Source organism: Gemmata palustris, assembly GCF_017939745.1.
Classification (GTDB): Bacteria; Planctomycetota; Planctomycetia; order Gemmatales; family Gemmataceae; genus Gemmata; species Gemmata palustris.
In genome coordinates this window covers 4,427,454-4,445,213 of record NZ_JAGKQQ010000001.1, presented here as the reverse complement: position 1 = coordinate 4,445,213, position 17,760 = coordinate 4,427,454, and the positions used below count along the sequence as shown (strand labels likewise).

At 66.1% G+C, this 17,760-nt stretch carries 15 protein-coding genes; 2 read left to right on the top strand and 13 right to left on the bottom strand.

The window, feature by feature from the left end; translation table 11 throughout:
- Positions 1-6 precede the first annotated feature (6 nt).
- The 12 genes from galE to J8F10_RS18200 form a co-directional block, all read right to left on the bottom strand.
- A complete protein-coding gene (gene galE, locus J8F10_RS18255) occupies positions 7-990 on the bottom strand; it encodes a UDP-glucose 4-epimerase GalE (protein ID WP_210656045.1) in 984 nt (327 codons plus the stop codon).
- Between the two features lie 105 nt (positions 991-1,095).
- Positions 1,096-2,037, bottom strand: coding sequence for an ABC transporter ATP-binding protein (locus J8F10_RS18250; protein WP_210656043.1), 942 nt, complete (start codon positions 2,035-2,037; stop codon positions 1,096-1,098).
- A 250-nt stretch (positions 2,038-2,287) separates the two neighbouring features.
- A complete protein-coding gene (locus J8F10_RS18245) occupies positions 2,288-4,657 on the bottom strand; it encodes a hypothetical protein (RefSeq protein ID WP_210656041.1) in 2,370 nt (789 codons plus the stop codon).
- A gap of 53 nt (positions 4,658-4,710) precedes the next feature.
- Positions 4,711-5,013, bottom strand: a complete 303-nt coding sequence (locus J8F10_RS18240) for a MazG nucleotide pyrophosphohydrolase domain-containing protein (RefSeq protein ID WP_210662018.1) — start codon at positions 5,011-5,013, stop codon at positions 4,711-4,713.
- Positions 5,014-5,222: 209 nt separating this feature from the next.
- Entirely contained in the window at positions 5,223-5,531 is a 309-nt protein-coding gene (locus tag J8F10_RS18235) for a hypothetical protein (protein WP_210656039.1), read from the bottom strand.
- Between the two features lies 1 nt (position 5,532).
- Positions 5,533-5,919 (bottom strand): hypothetical protein, encoded by a 387-nt coding sequence (locus J8F10_RS18230; RefSeq protein ID WP_210656037.1) that lies wholly within the window; start codon positions 5,917-5,919, stop codon positions 5,533-5,535.
- Between the two features lie 22 nt (positions 5,920-5,941).
- A complete protein-coding gene (locus tag J8F10_RS18225) occupies positions 5,942-8,593 on the bottom strand; it encodes a sensor histidine kinase (RefSeq protein WP_210656036.1) in 2,652 nt (883 codons plus the stop codon).
- Between the two features lie 69 nt (positions 8,594-8,662).
- Positions 8,663-9,403, bottom strand: a complete 741-nt coding sequence (locus J8F10_RS18220; protein WP_210656034.1) for a response regulator transcription factor — start codon at positions 9,401-9,403, stop codon at positions 8,663-8,665.
- 182 nt (positions 9,404-9,585) lie between these two features.
- Positions 9,586-11,469, bottom strand: a complete 1,884-nt coding sequence (locus tag J8F10_RS18215; protein WP_210656032.1) for a DUF4139 domain-containing protein — start codon at positions 11,467-11,469, stop codon at positions 9,586-9,588.
- Between the two features lie 79 nt (positions 11,470-11,548).
- Positions 11,549-12,220 carry a hypothetical protein gene (locus tag J8F10_RS18210; RefSeq protein ID WP_210656030.1) on the bottom strand — a complete coding sequence of 224 codons (672 nt, stop codon included), beginning with the start codon at positions 12,218-12,220 and terminating at the stop codon, positions 11,549-11,551.
- Positions 12,221-12,697: 477 nt separating this feature from the next.
- Complete coding sequence (locus tag J8F10_RS18205; RefSeq protein ID WP_210656028.1) at positions 12,698-13,894, bottom strand: vWA domain-containing protein; 1,197 nt, start codon at positions 13,892-13,894, stop codon at positions 12,698-12,700.
- 401 nt (positions 13,895-14,295) lie between these two features.
- Positions 14,296-15,102, bottom strand: a complete 807-nt coding sequence (locus tag J8F10_RS18200) for a 3-keto-disaccharide hydrolase (RefSeq protein ID WP_210656026.1) — start codon at positions 15,100-15,102, stop codon at positions 14,296-14,298.
- Between the two features lie 120 nt (positions 15,103-15,222).
- Between J8F10_RS18200 and J8F10_RS18195 the strand changes: the two genes are divergently transcribed.
- Both J8F10_RS18195 and J8F10_RS18190 read left to right on the top strand, forming a co-directional pair.
- Entirely contained in the window at positions 15,223-15,639 is a 417-nt protein-coding gene (locus tag J8F10_RS18195) for a carboxymuconolactone decarboxylase family protein (protein ID WP_390891145.1), read from the top strand.
- Positions 15,640-15,659: 20 nt separating this feature from the next.
- Entirely contained in the window at positions 15,660-16,145 is a 486-nt protein-coding gene (locus J8F10_RS18190; protein WP_210656022.1) for a TIGR03067 domain-containing protein, read from the top strand.
- A gap of 32 nt (positions 16,146-16,177) precedes the next feature.
- On the opposite strand, the gene J8F10_RS18185 is transcribed toward J8F10_RS18190, so the two are convergent.
- Entirely contained in the window at positions 16,178-17,638 is a 1,461-nt protein-coding gene (locus J8F10_RS18185; RefSeq protein ID WP_210656020.1) for a caspase family protein, read from the bottom strand.
- Between the last annotated feature and the right edge of the window lie 122 nt (positions 17,639-17,760).

Genomic DNA, 17,760 nt, shown 5'->3' with positions numbered 1-17,760 from the left:
GGGAGCTTACTCCCCGAAGCCGTTCGGGTGCGCCTTGTGCCAGCGCCACGCGGTTTCGAGGATCGCGCGAAGGGTGTCGTACTTCGCCGACCACCCGAGTTCGCGCCGGATCTTGTCCGCGCTCGCGACGAGTACCGGTGGGTCGCCGGCGCGCCGCGGCCCTTCTTTCACCGGCACTTTTAGACCGGTCACGTCTTCCGCGGTGGCGATGACCTCGCGCACGCTGTACCCGCGCCCGAGACCCACGTTGTACGCGAGCTTCGACCCGGGGGCGATCTTGTCCAGTGCCAGCGTGTGCGCGGCGGCGAGGTCGTTCACGTGGATGTAGTCGCGGACGCAGGTGCCGTCGGGGGTCGGGTAGTCGGTCCCGAGAATGGTGACGTGCGGGATCTTACCCGTTGCGGCCGCGAACACCAGCGGGATGAGGTGCGTCTCCGGGGTGTGGTCCTCGCCGATGGCGCCGTCCTCGGCGGCGCCGGCCGCGTTAAAGTACCGCAGCGCGCAGAACCCGAACGGGTGGGCCGAGGCGTAGTCCGAGAGGGCGTGCTCGAACGCGAGCTTCGTGTTGCCGTAGGGGTTCACCGGGAGTTGCGGTTCGTCTTCCGTGATCGGCACCCGGTCCGGTACGCCGTAGGTCGCGCACGTGCTGGAGAAGACGAACTTCTGGATGCCGTTGCGCCGGCACCGGTCGAGCAACTGCAGCGAGTAAATGAGGTTGTTCGTGTAATACTTCGCCGGGTTGGTGACGGACTCGCCCACGTATGCGAACGCCGCGAAGTGGACGACCGCTTCGATCCGGTTGACGACCATGAGTTGGTCGACGTGGTCGATGTCGCGCAGGTTGCCGACGACGAGATTTTCGGCCGGGACCGCCTGCCGGTGCCCGTACTCGAGGCTGTCGAACACGGTCACCTCGTGACCGCCCGCGAGCAGGTACCGAACCGTGTGCGAGCCGATGTACCCGGCCCCACCAGTGACGAGAATGCGCATGGTTTTCAGTATTCGGTGTTCAGTGGTCAGCCAGAAACGGGGCGCCCTGGCACTGTCGTTATGCGGACGCGAGAGCACTTCGTCCGCCCCCGGTCGGGCACCGCGCTAGCTCGTGATCCCCTTCGTGATGGTGAGGAAGATGTGTTCGATGTTGATCTCCTCTTCCCGGAAACTGTGGAGCTTGAACCGGTCGGCGATGAGCCGCTCGGGGATGAAGCTCCCGTCGTCCTGCCCGCCGCGGAGCGCCACGCGGACGGCCCCCGCCTTCGGGTCGAGGTCCGCGCTCGCGACCTCCTTGTAGCTGCTCAGCTTTTTGGCGGCCTCGGCGTTGCGCTCGCCGACGGAAACCAAGAACGCCCGCCCGCCGCGGAGCTTGCGGACCTCGTTCTCGGCCTCCTCGACGGTGCCGTTGAAGATCAGCTTCCCGCGCTCGATGATGCCGAGCGTGTTACAGATCTCGGCCAGTTCCGGGAGGATGTGCGACGACAGCATGATCGTCTTCTGCTCCTGGCGCAGGCGCTTGATGAGTTCGCGCATTTCGATGCGCGCGCGCGGGTCGAGGCCGCTCGCGGGCTCGTCGAGGAGGAGCACCTGCGGGTCGTGGAGCAGCACGCGCGCGAGGCCGAGGCGCTGCGTCATCCCGCGGCTCAGGCTCGTCACGAGCGCGTCGCGCTTGTACCCGAGGTCGACGTAGTCGAGCACCTGTTCGACCTTCTTCTTGCGCTCCGCGCCCTGGATGCGGTACGCGGCGGCGAAGAACTCCAGGTACTCGGTCACCTTCATGTCGTCGTACACGCCGAAAAAATCCGGCATGTACCCGATCGCGCGGCGGATCTCCGTCGACCCGGTGTAGATCGAGTGCCCGCACACGGTCGCCTCGCCCCAACTGGGGTTCAGGAGCGTGGCGAGCATCCGCATCGTGGTGGTCTTGCCGGACCCGTTCGGGCCGATGAACCCGTACACGTCGCCCGGCGCCAGCTTCAGCGAGAGCCGGTCCACCGCGAACAACTCGCCGTACTTCTTCGTCAGGTCGCGGCACTCGATCATGGCGTGAGTTCCAAGTTCCAGAGTTCCAAGTTTTTGTTCGGCGGCTTCCCGTTCGAGTTCCAGAACTGATCCAACGCGCGCCTTTTTGGTTTGCCCCTTGGGGCCGGGCGCTCCGTGCGAATTGGAACGTGGAACTTGGAGTTAGTCGGTTTCCGTTTTGCCTGAACGAGCCGCGACCGCAAGGGAGCGGGAGGCGCCTCCCTTAGCGGTCACGGCTCGTTCGGGCCGTTGCACTCTTCCCGAAGTCGGTCTAGCGAACCGGAAGATAAAATCGGACCCATGTTTCTTGTCGGGCGGTGCCGGGGATCGGCCGGCGCTCGCCGGACCCGGGCAGCCCCTTGAGCCACAGCGTCGCGGGCGCGTTCGGGCCGGTCAGGACCTCTTCCGCCGGGCCGAGCGGCGGGGCGACGCGGCCGACGACGATCACCTCGTCGCGGTTGTCGGCCGCGAGCCGCCACGACTGGTCCAGGCGCCGCAGCGAGGCGTTCCCGGCGATCACGCCCTCGTCGTTCTTCAGCGCGCCCTCGTGGAACAGCATTCCCATCAGCGGGAGCGGACCGGCGAGCGCCGTTTGCTGCTGTTGCTGGCGCGGCGCAGTCTTCGGCCCCGGGCGCTGGGCGTAGGCCGGGTCGCGGACCAGGAGGGTATCGAGCCCCGCGTTCTTTTGCAGCCACTGCGTCGCCGAGGTGCCCTGATCGAGAAGCAGGCGCACGGTGCCGCCGCGAACGATCACGTCGCCCGGGAGCGGGTACGCATTTCCCGCGTAGAACGCGACGCAGTCCGTCAGCTCCGGCAGGGGCAGGTTGTGCCCGAAACTGCCGAGCACCTTCGTGCGGTCACCGGGCGGGTGGAAGAGGTTCGACTCGAACCGGCGCGGCTGTTGGCCCGGCGCCGCGGAGCGGTCCAGTTGGGCCGACCAGTTCGCGGAGAACGCCTTCGTGGACCACACCTGAATGGGCACGTTCTCCAGCCCGTTGGCCCCCACCCCGTACTTGCGGCGGGTGACGCCGGCGCGCCCGGAGCGCGGCGCACCGATCGACGTGATCGCGGTACTTTCGGGCCGGTCCTCGGCCCCCCACCCGGCACCGGGGGTGACGCCGATCGAGTACGAATCGATCCGCGGGCTGAAGACCGTGAACCACGTGGTCCCGTAGATCCGGTCCGACGACGGGTCCACGTCCACCACGTCGATCTTGTTCACCTTCAGGTCGCGCCCCTTCACCGCGAACGCGGAGACGTAGGTCAACACGCACACCGTTAGCACGATGACGGGGAACGTGACCCACGTGAGTTCGAGCCGCCCGAAGAACCTCTTGAGGACGTAATACTCGACCGGGCCGATGAGCAGGATGTACAGCGCGATGAGCAGCGCGACCCACCCGAACGACACCACGGGGACGCCGTCGAACGTGTCGTTGTGGACGCGCAGCGCGACCGCCGCCGAGTCCTCGTCTTCGGTCACGGTGCCGGGCGGCCGGGCCTTGCCGTCGCCGCCGCTGGAGGCCCGGTTCGCGCCGCACTCGCGCAGCACGAAGTCCCAGAAGTCCGGGCGGGCGGAGAACTCGGCGAACGGGGAACCGTCCAGATCGAAGCCGACCACCGTGACGCGCCCGAGGCCGAGCGCCGATTGCACCACGAGCGCCTGGCGCTCGGACCCGGATTGGCCGGGAGGCGGGATCAGCACCCGCGCCGCGCGCCCGGGGTGCGGCACCAAGTTCGCCAGCGGGAAGCGCGCCCCGCGCCCGGTCAGCGCCGCGCTCGCGGTGTTCGCCAGCCCCGAACCGGCGGACCAGACGAGCCCGACGATGTCGACCTGTCGGGCGGGCTCGTCCCCCCGTACTGCGAACGGGAGCAGCGGCTTCAGCGCGGGAAGTTGCGCCACGAGCGCGGCGTTCGAGCCGACCGACGTGACCAGGCGCCCGCCGCGGCGCACCCACTCGATGAGCGCTTCGCGCTTCTGCTTGTTCGGGGCGGGGGCGTCGTCACCGAACAGTTGCTTCAGGAAGTCGGCCGCCGTGCCCGTGTTCAGCACGACGAGGTCCGCACCGTCGTAGCCGTACCACCGGTCCGGCAATTGGGCGACGCTCGCGATGTGGGCGAGTTCGACCCGCCCCCCACGAAGGGGAGCGGTTTCGGCCCCCGCCCCCGCGGGCTTGGGGAGCTCGAACCCGGCCGGTGCGCCGCCGAGCGCGAGCACAACGTACTGGAGCGCCTCGTGCGGGCGCACGCGCACGCGGAACGGCTCGGAGATTGCACCGCCCCGCGCGGTCCGCACCGTGACAGTGACCTCGCTCGTGGACCCGCCCGGGCGCACGTAGCCGATCGCCGCGCGGTCGGTCGCGAGGTTCAGCGGGACCGTAAAGGTGGTCGTGGTTTCGTCCGCGTCCGGGGCCTCGATCACGAGTTCCGCCGGCTCGGTGACTTCGCCGAGCGCCTCGAACTGAACGTACACCGGTGCCCACGCGCCGAACTTCGCCGCGCGCGCGTCGTCGCGTCCGGTCGGGAACCCGACCGATACGCCGGTAATCTTCACACTATCTTTAGCGCCGGCGGGCGCGGTGAACACCAGGAACGTGAACGCGGCCGCGAGAGTGCGCCCGATGGTGGCCGCCGTTGGCATGAATCGTCTCGACTTCTTTCTTGCTCCCCCCGCGAGCGAGAGGAGGGCCGAACTCACGGTTTGGCGGCGCCGCACACACACGGTGTGGCGCTGCACTTCGGGCAGCCGGCGCCGTACTTCCGCCGCATCGCGTCTTCGAGGTCCACGCCCGCAATGTTCGCGAGGGTGGCGAGCCATGCCAGCACGTCGGCGAACTCCAACCGGAGGTTGTCCGGGTCCGCGGACGGGTCGCGGAGCGCGGCCGACAGCTCGCCGACCTCCTCCATGAACCACATGAACGTGCCTTCAACGCCGCGCTTCCCGTCCTTCGCTCCGAACAGGGCGCGGATTCGTTGCTGCACGTCGCGGAGGGTCATTGGTGCCGGTGGTTGCGTCACGCACCTGATTCTACGGCCGGGCTCGCCTTACGGCAGCGCGCGGGCGCGCGCCCGGGGCCGCGCCCGGTATTCGGTACGTTCCGGGGGAGAAAGGAGTTCGCGTGTTTGCGGTGAGGGCACTCTTGAATCAGTTACGGAGGAGAACCTTGTATGCGGCAAACTATCGCGAAAAGCGACGCAAAAGTTGGTTAGCGATGAGTACGGAACCACACTCCCGATGCGCCGTCGTGGTTGATTGGGTAAACGTTGTTTAATTGCTCATTGCTCGCAGTGTCGCGTAGCCAAAAGCCACCCTTGCTTCGGATCTCATTAAGTAGGGCCTCAAATTCGGCCGATTCGGGCCAATCTTCATCAGACCCGAAATAGACTCGAAAGCGATCGAACTTTGCTGGATTGTTGAGTTCGCCGTAAGTCCAAGGGGACTCGTAACTCGTTTCGCGAATTGTGGAGATGACTTCGGTGCCGAGTCCGAGTTCCCAAACAGTACCGTTGAACATGTCATTTCTCGGCGCGCTCGAGTTGAATCTTCGCGGCTTTCGCGGCCCCGTCGATCTTTTTCAAATCGTCCTTCGGCGGGAACTCGAATCCCTGGATTCGGTGACTCCAGAACACCATCTCGTTTTCCGCGAGGAGCTTCAGGGCCGCGGTGAACTTGTCCGTGCCCGCGTAAACCGTCGGCGCGGTCTTCACCTCTTTTTCAGTCTTGTTGCGGTTCGTGCCGTCCATGATCGCGAACTGCCAGGTGCCCTTATCGTCCTTCCAACTGTAAACCTCGACGCCCTTGAACCGCGGTTTCGGCTCCCGCTTCGGTTCGTCGGCCGCAGTTCCAAACGGACAGGCGAAGAAAGCCGCGAGGAGCGCGAGCACGAGGGGGCCGAGCTTCATTTGCGTTCTCCGGGGCGGTTAATCACTTCGCGGGGAGTTCCAGTCGGAAGCACGAGCCCGGGGCGCCGTCGGCCGGGCGGTACGCGACCGTGCCGCCGAGCACCTCGGCCCACTGCTTGGCGAGCGCTAGGCCCAGTCCCGCGCCGCCGGCCGCAGCATCCGCGCTTGCGCCGCGGCGGAACGGCTTGAAGATCGTTTTGCGCTCACCGGCCGGCACGCCGATTCCGCGGTCCTCGACCTCGAACACCACGCGGGTGGGGCCGTCCGGCTTCGCCCAGAGCCAGATGCGCCCGTCGCCCGCGTCGCGCGTGTACTTCCGCGCGTTGTCGATCAGGTTCCCGATGATCTGTTGAACCATCGCCGCGTCGGTGCAGACCTCCAGGTCCGCCGGGAGCGTGGAGACAATCACCAGTTCTTTGCCGTCCGCGCGCACGCGCTCGGTCCACGTCCGGTCGAGTTGGTCGAGCAGTTCGCCGGCCCGGATCGGCTTGAAGTCGCCGTTCTTCCGGCGCTTCTCGAGCTTGGCGAAGTCCAGTACGTTGTCGACGAGCCGGTGCAGCCGGTCGGACTCGGTCGCGAGTGTGTTCAGGTACTCCTGGCGCTTCGCTTCGTCGTGAATCATGCCGCTCGTGAGCAGATCGAGGTACAGGCGCAGCGACGTGAGCGGCGTTCGGAGTTCGTGCGTGACGGCCGACACGAACCGGATGCGGCGCTCGGCGAGGTCGATGAGCGACCACCCGCTCAGCCCCACCGCCGCGAACGCGATGAACGCCGCGATCCACGCCAGCACCAGCCCGAGGCGCAGCGTGGTCCACCCCGCGGGCGGCAGTTCGGGCGCGGGGCCGGGGTCGAGTTGCACGGGCAGGGCGGTCATCGCGCGGTCGGGCGAAACGCCGTCGGCGTTCTTCACCGGAACCAGTTTCGCGTCCGGGAACAGGTCGCTTACCTCGTCCTTCAGGACCAGTTCCAGCTTCGGCCAGTCGAGAACCACGCCCTGGTACATCGTCTTGGCGTCGAGCTTCGCGACCCGCACGAGGACGAGCGTCTCGGACCCGTCGGTCGCGGTGATCCACTGCGGGCGCATCGATCCGAGGTGGATGTTGATCGCCGGCGGACCCGCGAGCGTGTTGCCCAGCGACGGGGTGTTCGGAATCCCGTTGCCGGGGTTGGTCGGCGTCGGGTGCTCTTCGGCGGGCGGGACCGGCCGCGCCGGGCTCCCGGTGAGGTACACCGCCCCCGCGACGCCCCACGCGGCCGCGACGAGCGGGTGCGCGTCCGGGCTCGCTTGCTTGCGGCGCAGTTCCTGGATCTCGTCGAGCGCGATCCGGCGATCGAGCTGCGCGCGCAGCTTTGCGAGCTTCTCGGAGATCGAGTCTTCCGAACTCTTCTTGAGCGGGTCGGAATCTTTCGCGGGCCTCGTGTCTTTGGACTCGCTCAACTTGTCGGGGGGAGACGATGAACCGGGTTTTGCGGGCACGGCTGGCGTCAGTGCCTTGCCCTCTTTGACCTTGTCGCCGTCCGCTTTTCCGCCTCCAGGTGCCCCCGGGAACCCGCCCGGCCCACCCGAGCCGGCGCCTCCCGGTTGTGCTGGTGGACCGCCCGCGCCGGGACCGCCCGGCGCGCCGCCGAGCGGGGTGACGAGGTTCGCGGGCGCCTTCGGGTCGGGGTTCAGCACCGAGTTGTTCTGCGTGTATCCCTTCCCGTACATGGGGTCGCTGCCCGCGTTCTTGGAATCCTGGATCGCGCGCTGGCTGGTCTGCGCGCGGTTTAGAAAATCGTTCAGCCCGCGGTCATTGTCTTTGTCCAGTGCCTGCGTGAACCCGCCGCGCCCACCGTTCCCGCCCGCACCGGGCGCCCGCGGTCCGGGGGTTTGAGAACCGCCCCCCGGTGGGGGCACGGATTCCTTCTTCGGGCCTTTACTGTTGTCGAGTTGGTTGCCGGCGAGCGCTTCGCGGGGTTTGAACTCCCACCCGAACATGCGGAACGTGTTCGGGCTCGGGTCGGCCGGCGCGGGGGTGGATGGGAGCCCGCTGATCGGCCCCATTTCCGGCGGGGGTGGGGGCTTGGGCGGCGAGATCGGGGCGCTCGGGATCGCGTACTGCTGGAGCGCGTTGTTGGTGAACAGTGCGGCCGCGAACGGCGGGGAGTCGTCCGGGATGGCGCGGTCGCGGGCCGCGAGCAGTTCGCAGGTGGTGCTCGCCGGGTACTTCGCGCGCACGCCCCGCAGCGCCTCCGCGCGGTCCGGGGTGTCGTTGCGGAGCGGGAGATCGGGCCAGGCGCTCTGCACGCGCTCCCGGGCGTCGGGCGCGAGGACTTGGGGCGAGTCCCAGCCGGTAGCGGGGTCGAGTTGGACGTGCAGCTTCATCCAGTCCGGGAGCGGCGCGGCCAGGAGCGGTGTGGGGCCGGTGGTGGAACCCGAGAGCGGGTCGGCCGGGCTGTAGTGGTAGAACGGCCTACTGTCCTCGACGCCCAGGGCCGGGAGCATGCGCCCGTCGAGGCGCCAGAGCGCGACGCGCAGGTTGTTCCCGAGTTCGGCTTGTGCGGCGGCCTCGCGCTGGGCTCGCTCGACGCGCAGCGCGACGATCGTGACCCAGCCCAACCCGGCGAACACCAGGGCGGCGACGAGGAAGAACACAACCGGTCCGCCGACCGGACCGAGTAGCCGCCGCGACATCGCGCACTCCGCTGAACGTCGCGCGGTCCGGGAACGACCCGAGGGTTTCGACCTTGCGACTTGATGACCTTACGACTTGAGGCTCGTGGCCTCTTCCGGCACCGCCAGGGCGGGACCGGCCATGTACCCGTGTGCCCGCACCGTGACGATGGCGTCGGGCTGGTCCTCGCCCCCGTGCGGGTCTTTGAGCTTGGCCCGCAGCCGGGCGATGTGCATGTCGACCGCCCGCGTTTCCAGGCCCGCGGTCCCGATCCCCCACACGCGGGAGAGCAGTTCCTCGCGGGACACCGCGCGCTCGCGGTTGCACACCAGGTACTTGAGCAGCGCGGCCTCGGTTTCGGAGAGGTCGGCGCGGGTGCTGTCGCTCCACCGGATCTCGCGGCGCAGGAGGTCGATCATCCCCCCGCCCATCTCAACGAGCCGCACGTCGGGCACCGCCCGCATGGTGCGCCGGAGGATCGCTTCGACGCGGGCGATCAGTTCCTTCGCGGAGAACGGTTTGACGACGTAATCGTCGGCGCCCATTTTGAGCCCGCGCACGCGGTCGTCCTCGCTGCCCCGCGCGGTGAGCAGGATGACCGGGCGCGTCGGGTTGGTGCGGCGCAGTTCGCTCAGCACCTCCAGCCCGTCGCGCTTGGGGAGCATGATGTCGAGCAGCACCAGGTCGACGCCGGCGGAGGCGGCCTCGCGCAGCCCGATGGCGCCGTCGATTGCTTCGGTGACTTCGTACCCGCTCAAGCGGAGAGCGTCGGACACGCCCCGGCGAATGGCCGGCTCGTCTTCCACCACTACGATGCGTGCCTTCGGCATGGAATCACCCGTGTGCGGCGTCTGTTGGGAGCCACTAGTAAGACGACGGACGGGGGCATTTCGTTTGACAGATCTTGTTTGGCGCGCGGGTAAATGTGCGCTGTGGGCATAAGTGTGAGTAAAAGACGGAAACCTGTAGCTACTCGGGGTTTCTGCCTTTCACTCACGCTCGCACGAATTACTTATTTCGCCAGGAACCCGCCGATGTTCACGTTCTTGTCGAGTTCCATTTTGAACTCGTAGTCGATGAACAGGGACTTCTCGCCGTTCTGCTTCGGGTCGATGGTCACGTCCCAGCGGAGCAGCCCGCGGCCCTTCTCGTCGCGGACGTAGAGCGGGTCCGCGCTCAGCTCCGGCTTCGGGTTCGTGAGATTGATCGCGATCGTCTGGGCCGTTTCCGCGTGCGGGGTGCGGTCCCACACCTGGACCGGCGTCGGCGACGGCTTGTAGCTCGACAGCATGATGCGGTACTTGAACGTGAGCACCTGGTTGCCGCCCTGTGTGGTGCGCGTCTTGTCCACCAGGAGGCGCGACACCTGCAGTTGCGGGTCGACGCCGAACCCGACCGTGAACGGCTTGCCCGCGGCGACCAGCGGGAGCCGCGTTTGGCCCACGAAATCGCCGTTGAGGTACATGGTCGCGTCGCCCGGGAGCAGGACGTATTCGCTGTTATTGGTGAGGTCCGCGAGCCGGTACACGTTGGCCGTTAGAACCGGTACGGCCTTGTGGTAGAACTTCGGCGGCAGGTCGATCTTGGCGATCTCGATCACCTGCTCGTCGTTGCGGCTCGGGATGGTGAGGCGGGTGGCGAGCTTGTACGTGACGCTCGGCCCTTCGCCCGCGGCGCCCGGAGGGGCAGCCGCGGCCGCGGTCAGCTCTTCCTTCCCGGAGAACAGGTCGCGGAACTGCTCCAGCGCCGCGGCGTTGTTCGCGAGGTCGCCGGCCGCCTGATCTTTCTTCTCGCGGTAGTTCTGAGCGACTTGTGCCCGCAGGTCTTTCGAGAGCTTGTCGAGATCCTTCGCGTACTCGGTGGCGCTGGGCATCCCGCCCATTCCGCCGCCCACCCCGCCCGGTCCGCCGGCACCGGAGAAACCGGGGGATGCGGGCTTCGCGGGCACCGGGATGCCCGTGGCCGGGTCGACCGCGGCGGCCGCGACGGTTCCGATCGGGCTGATGTTCACCGACAGGGCCTTGAGGTCCGGCGGGGCCGCGTTCAGGAGCGGCTGCGCGGTGGACAGCGTGACGAGCGCGTTCACCCAGTCCTCACCGGTGCGCTGGTCGATCGCGGCCTGGTACTCGGCCACGACCGGGTCTTTGTCCTTACCCGTTGCCCGGAACTTGTACTGCGGGCGCCACGACGCGCTGCCCACGAGGTAGTTCAGCTTCACCGCCCCGGCGCCGGGCTTCTTGTCCAGCAGGATGACCGCGTCGCGCTCGGTGCGAACCGACCCGTTGGACCGCTCGGCGAGTTGCCGCTGGGCGAAGGCGATTTTCACCTGCACGTCTTCGAGCTGTTGCTTGACGCCGAGTTGCTCTTTGACGCGCTTCGCGCGGTCCTCTTGCACGAACTTCGCCAGCGCGATGATCTTTTCCGGGTCGAGCTGGCCCTTGTCGGTGAGGTTGTCGAGCGACTTCGCGGTGAACCCTTCGAGCTTGTCGAGGAGCTTCAGGTTGTCGGCCATCGCCTTGAGATCGGACTCGAAGGTTTGGGCCTTCGTCTGGAGCGCCTTGATTTCGCCCTCGATCTTGCGGACCTCCTCGCGGGTGTCCTCGGCGATCGCCCGGGTGCGGTAGCGGACGCTGAGCACGCGGATGTTGTCGTTGCCTTCTGCGTAGAGCGAGCTTTGCATCGTCTGCGGCGGCATCGGGGAGACGACCACTTCCGCGAGCCCGGCGGCTTCCGGGACCGTGACTTCGCGCGTGATGAGGGCCGTGTTCGCGTACACCGTGACGGCTGTTACTTTGCTCGGCGCGGGCTTCACGGGGTCGCCCTTCTCGTCGGCGGATTTCCCGGCCGAAGCGAAGGCGACGAGCCCGAAGGCGAGGATCGAGAACCGGAGGAACATGGGCACGAACTCCAGAGAGGTTGTTTGGCGATCCCGGGACCGCGGGGCGACACGCGATCCCGGGATCAGAGGTTCCGATTTACTTCGCGCCGGCGAGTTTCGGCTCAAAGCGGCCGAGGAAGTACAGCGCGCCTTCGGGGAGCGATGCCCCCTTGTTGGTCATTTGCGCGAGCTTCGCGGTGACGGTTACTTCCTTGCCGTTGAGCGGCGCGAGCACCTTGGGGAGCGTCTTCCACTCGCCCTCGCTCGCATGCACCCAGACGCGCGTCTCCTCGATCTCGGAGCCGGTCTTGCGCTTCACCGAGACGTAGGCGCTGGTGCCGTCGAGGACCAGCACGCCGCGGATCTCGGCCGCGATCTCGCCCTGCGGCACGGGTGTGGCGGCGGTCATTTGGGCGTACCAGCCGGTCTTGACGGCGTGAATGGCGACGCGGCTCGGAATGCGCTCGCCTTGCAACCGCGTGCCGGTGAGCGTGTACTTGGTTTGGTCCTTCTCGCCCGGTTCGGTGACGAGGTGGGCTTCGTAAGTGCTGGCACCGACCGCGAACACGAGTGCCTTCCCGTTCCAGGTGCCGGTGAAATCGGTGCCGAGCATCGAGCCGGTCACTTTGCCGTCCTTGATCTCTTTGATGATGAAGTCGCCCTTCGTACCGTCCGCGTTCGCGGCCCACGTCCCGGTCGGCGGATCGACCGCGCGAACGGAGCTCACGAGCGCGAGGGGGAGCACCAGTGCGAGCGCGAAGCGGGTCATGGTGGGCCTCGGAACGGGAAGGGTGAATCGGGGATCGCGGGTGGGTTCGAGGGTCGGATATCGGCGGGGCTAACAATTGCTAACATTTGGGCGCTGCGGAGCAGGGAGAGCGTTTTCGCCGGGCGAATGCGAGGTTTGCCACCGCCTCGGGCTAACAATCGCTAACATTTCCGGGTTCTCGGGCGGCTTTTCTGTCACCGGTTCCAAGGGCTGGTGCTCCCCGGCCTACTTAGGTTTTGGCCTCACACAACAGATTGCAAACGTGAGCAACGATTCTGCTTTGGGTTTGTGCCCTCTCCCCTTGCGGGAGAGGGCCGTCGCGTTTCGCGGCGGGGTGAGGGGTTACTTCCTGGGTGTGGCGACGACCCCTCACCCGGTTCGCAAAGCCTCACCACCCTCTCCCGCAAGGGGAGAGGGCAAAACCTCAGACCACACAGAGGCCGGCTACAAAACAACAACTCTTTCACGCGATTCGGATTACTTCTTCTCCGGCGCGACCTCGAAGCCCTTGGCCTTTGCCTGGTCGCGGATGACGGACTTGAACGCCTCGTCGAGCGCTTTCTCGGCGTCGTTCTTCGGTTTCTTGGTGAGTTCCTCGTCGATCTTCTTTTGCCGCTGGGCGGACAGGTCCGCGATCTTCTTTTGGAGGTCGGCCCGCTCTTCGGCCTTCTTCTTGAGGAACGCGAGCCGCTCCTCGGGCTTGATCTTCTTCAACTCGTCGCAGAGGTCTTCGTCCTTGATCTTCGTGATGTCGAAGTCCTTCTCCTTCATGCGGTCGACCAGATCCCAGGTCGCGTTGCGGTACAGCCCACCGGCTTTAGTCACGCTGCGGTCGATGGCCGCGGCCGGGGCGCCGCCTGCCACGCCGGGCGCGGCCGCAGCGTTCTTGTCTTGCACGACTTGGTTCTCGGCCTTCGCCTTACCCTCTTTGCCGTAGGCGACGTAGGTCTTGTTCAGGTCTTCGCCGAGTTTGATGATTTGCCCGTCGAACTCGGTTTTTACGACGACCTGCAGGGCGGCTTTGTTCTGGTCGATGTTGACGTGTCGCCCGCCGCACGATTCGGAGAACGCGGCCCAGGCGGGGATCTCCTGGTCGTGGCCGTATTTGCAGTAGATCGTGTTGACGACGATCCCGGACTTCTTCGCGAGCGCCGCGACGTCGTCGAGCGGAACCTCTTTGTCCTGGTTAGCGGGCTCGTTGCCGCACACGAAGACGATCTTAAGCGCGCCCTTTTCGGTGCTCCACTTCTGTTCGTCGATGGCCGTCTTCGCGGCCCGGGCGACGTATTCGTCCCCGCCGCCGGTCGTGAGCGCGTTGAGCGCTTTGTACACTTCGTCGAGGTCTTCCGTCAGATCGACTTCCTTGTGGACCCACCCCTTTTTCGCTTCGTATTTGGTCGCGCCGTAGGCGTAGAGGCCGACCCGCAGTTGCGGCGTGGGCTTGATCCGCGCCAGTTCGTTCACCACGTTCCAGAGCTGGATCTTCGCGGAGTCGATGAGCCCGTTCATGCTGCCCGACACGTCGAGGCAGATGACGATGTCGATGGGTTTGCCCTCGGCGGGCTTGGCCGCGTCCGCGGGCTTGGGCACATCCGCCGCAGAGAGCGGGGGCGCAGCGCCGAGTGCCAGTGCGACGAACCCCGCGAGCGCGGCGAAGCGGAAGGAGCGTGACATGCGCGGAACCTCCGGAGCGAACGTGAATACGGGCGCGGGCAACGAGGCCCTTCCTCATATCCGACGAAATTGTAAGCGGATTCGCTTGGCGGAGGTGTAACGCTTCGGTAACTGCGCGGAGGGCGGAGAAGGGGGCGTTGGGCGTTGTTCCGATTCGTCGGTGTTGTGAGTTCGCCAGTTGTTGCGCGGGAGTCCGCCAGGGGTTGCGGCCCGCCGGGTTCCGCGGGAGTCCGCCAGGGGTTGCGCTGCGCTTCACCCCTGGCTACTATCTGTCGCCCCTACGGGGCTAAAGAGGGCGTTGGTTTTAAGCCCCGAATGGGGCGTAGGAGTGTAGCCAGGGGTGGAGCAACGCGCAACCCCTGGCGGACTACCACGAACTCCGCGTCGGATTCGCGGCACAATCACTTCTTCAGCACTTTGATCTCGACCTTGCGGAACTCGACGGGGTGGCTCTCGGCTTGCAGCGAGATGTAGCCTTCTTCGAGCAGCAGTTTGTCGTCCTTGATGAGCTTCTTCGCGTCCGCGTCCTTCGGGTCGAGTTGTGGCTTCTCGTACTGCATCACCAACTCCCCCTCGACGAAGTGCTTCACGGTGCCGGAGCCGTGTACCTCGATCTCGGCCGTCACCCACACGTCGCCGTTGTAGGTCTTCGACTTCGAGTCCTTGCAGTGCGGCGTGTAGAGTTTGCCGTCCACCACGATGTTCGTGCCGGGGGAGCACATGTTGTTCGTCGTGCGGTTGCCCTTGCCCAACCCGCCGAGGAACTGCGCCTCGATCGACACCGGGAACTCCTGGTCCTTTCGCATCGTCTTCGGGTTCTGGCAGTGGAACATCACGCCGCTGTTGCGAGTCGCCCAGCCCGGGCCGCCCTTGCACTGGTCGCCGACGAACCGGTACTCCACCTTCAGCCGGTAGTGGGAGAATTTGTCCTTGTAGAACAGGTGCCCGAACTTGCCGTCGAACTCCTTGTACTTGTCGTACCGCACCTTGATTATGCCGTCCTCCACGCGGAACGTGTCCGCGTGGTTGTCGCCGTACTCATACCCGGTAATTTTGGGCGTCCAGCCGTCGAGGTTCTTGCCGTTGAACAGCGGCACCCACTCGTCTTTCTTGGGTTCGTCGGCCGCGACCGAGTTCGGCAGCGATAGGGGCGCGGCGCAAAGCGCCGTGAGTGCAAAAACGGCAATGCGAGAGGTCAGAGAGCGCATAGGAATTGGCTCGTGCGGGCGGAGGGTTGAGGGCCACTGACAGTGTACGGCGCGGGTTCGTAGGAAATGCCTACCCGTTCTCCTCGTACCCGAAGGAACCGTGCCATGTCCGCCGGACGCATCGCGACCGTAACTCCCGTTTCCGAAGAGGCCGCGACCGGCAAGGTCGCCGCGGTCTTCGCAGACATTAAAGCGACGAAGAACATCGCCTTCGTACCGAACTTGTGGCGCGTGCTCGCCACCAACCCGGACCACCTCGAACTCGTGTGGACGCGGTTGAAGGCGATCATGCACCCGGAAGCGTGCGGGCGAACGTCCAAACTCGACCCGCTGGTGCGCGAAATCATCGCACTGGCCGTGAGCGCGACCAACGGTTGCGCCTACTGCGTGAACTCGCACACCGCGGCGGTTCGCAAACTCGGGTTGGGCGTCGAGGCACTCGGAGAAGTGATGGCCGTTGTGGGGCTGTTCAACAGCACCAACTCGATCGCGGAAGGATATCAGGTGGAGCCGGACATTTTGCCGCCGCTGGAATAATCGTCACCTATGCTTGAGACATGAACCGACTCCTCTTTCTCGGGCTTTTTGTGCTCTGCGGGTGTTCCGACAGCACGCCGCCCGATTCGCAGTGCATTCTGGGCGAATGGGTGGTGGTGGACTTCCGCTCGCCCAAGGCGACCGAGGACCGCGGCCAGCGCCGGAAGCACGCGATCATCTCGGAAGGGACGTGGTCGGAGCAGTTTCAGGGTGACACGTTCGAGGACTTCGAGTACGCGATCGATCCGAGTAAATCGCCGAAGGAGCTCGACCTCACTTACACGGATTCGAGCGGCCGGCACCTGAAGGTTCGTGCGATCTACGAGATCGTCGATGAGGACCGGTTGCGGGTGTGCCTCGGGTCGCCGCCGATTGTGCTGAAGAACGGGAAGCCCGAGTTCGTTGAGAGCGTGCGCCCGATCACGTTCGAGGCAAAGGACGGTCCCGTCATCAGTTACCGCCGGAAGACGAAGCGAGCAGAGTGGTTCTTTGGCACCCGGGATTGAACCCGGGATTTGACGGTTAGCGCGGTGTTGATTCAACCCCCGCTCGGTAGCGCTTTAGGTTCCCCCAAGCCGCCGAACTTGCGCAGGAACACGAGGAACTGCTCCATCAGGCTCGACGGGTTCCCGGCGTGGCCCTCGATCGTCACTGCGTTGCGGGTGACGTTCACCTTGCCCGCGAATCCGGTCAGCGCGATCACCGCCGCGCCCGAGTCGCTCGCCACGCTCACCTTCACGCCCTCCGGCGGCGAATCCTCGATACGGTCCACGAAATCCGCCACGTCTACTGGTACCGCGAACTCGAACACGAGTTTGTCGAACATCGTGCCGAACACGTTGCGGAAGCCCTCCCCGCGCACGAAATCGGGACCGGACAGCCGGCTCACTTCGCGCCGCCAGAGCACCTCGGACGGATCGTCTTCGTGTACGCTCAGCGACACCGTGTACTCGAAGTCCGGCGTGCGGATGAACCCGAGCCCGTCGCGCTCGGCCGAGACGTCCAGGTCTTTGCGCTTGTAGCCGAACGTCTCGCGCACCATGTCGAACGTGTTGTCGAGATCGGCCTTGATGTCGGCCGTTGCGATGCGGTTGACGTACTTCCGCGCCCACTCGTTCGCGCGGTCCGGGATCGGCTGCCCCTTGCGGTACCCCGTGAGGTTTTTGACCTCCCCGCGGCTCTCGGAGCGGAACACGACGCGCTTCATGCGGGTCGGGTCGAGCAGGTCGCCGCCCGGCCCGAGCAGCTTCTCCAGTTCCGCGACCACCACCGCGCCGTTCGCTTCGCCGTAAAGCGTCGGCGTTTGTTCTTGGGCCGTTTCGTAGGTGCGGCGGAGCGTGCGCGGGACCGCGTCCGCGAGGAAGTCGTGGAGGGCCGCGGCGGTCAGCGCGCCGTCCTTGCCGACGCCGCTCCGCGTCTTGCCGGTGAACGCTTCGATGAGGTGGTGCCGCCAGATCCCGTGTCGGAGTTGAGCTGATTCAAACGAGCGCTCGCCCTCCGCGCACGCGAGCAGCCCCACGCACTTCGGCGACTTGTCGAGCAGCGCCGCGAGTTCCGCGTCGTCGAGGCCCGGGTGAAGCAACTTGCTTTCCGCGATAGTGAGCGGGTCGATGTCGAGAAGAACCGTGATTTCTTTCGCCTTCACTTTGCTGAGTTGCGCGAAGAGGTCGGCGACGGGGAGGGCCGTTTCGAGCGGATCGGGTACGATCGTGTCCGCGCACGCGATGTACCCGCGCCCCTTCACGTTGAACCCGCGCGACGCGACCAGCACGAGCAGCGATTCCGCGTCGCCCACGATTTTGGGCAGGCGCTTCAGCGTGGCTTCGATCACGGCTTTGGTGGTGCGGTGCGCAGCGAGTAGCGTGCAGCGCTCCTGTGCGTAACCGACGGCGGGCAGCGCGCGGAGCAGTTCGGCGCAATCGGCCGCCGCGTACTGCACGAGCGGCCCGGCCTCGAAGAACGTTTCCACTGCGATCAGCAGCGCGGCACGGTCGGGCACATCAACCCCCTTTGAAAGTGAACCAGTGGGGGATTCTACCGCGAAGTGGGGCCGCGATACGAGGTGAGTGGGTGATTGGTGCCACCCGCTCGTTGACACTCGCGGTTCGCCCGAACCTCCTG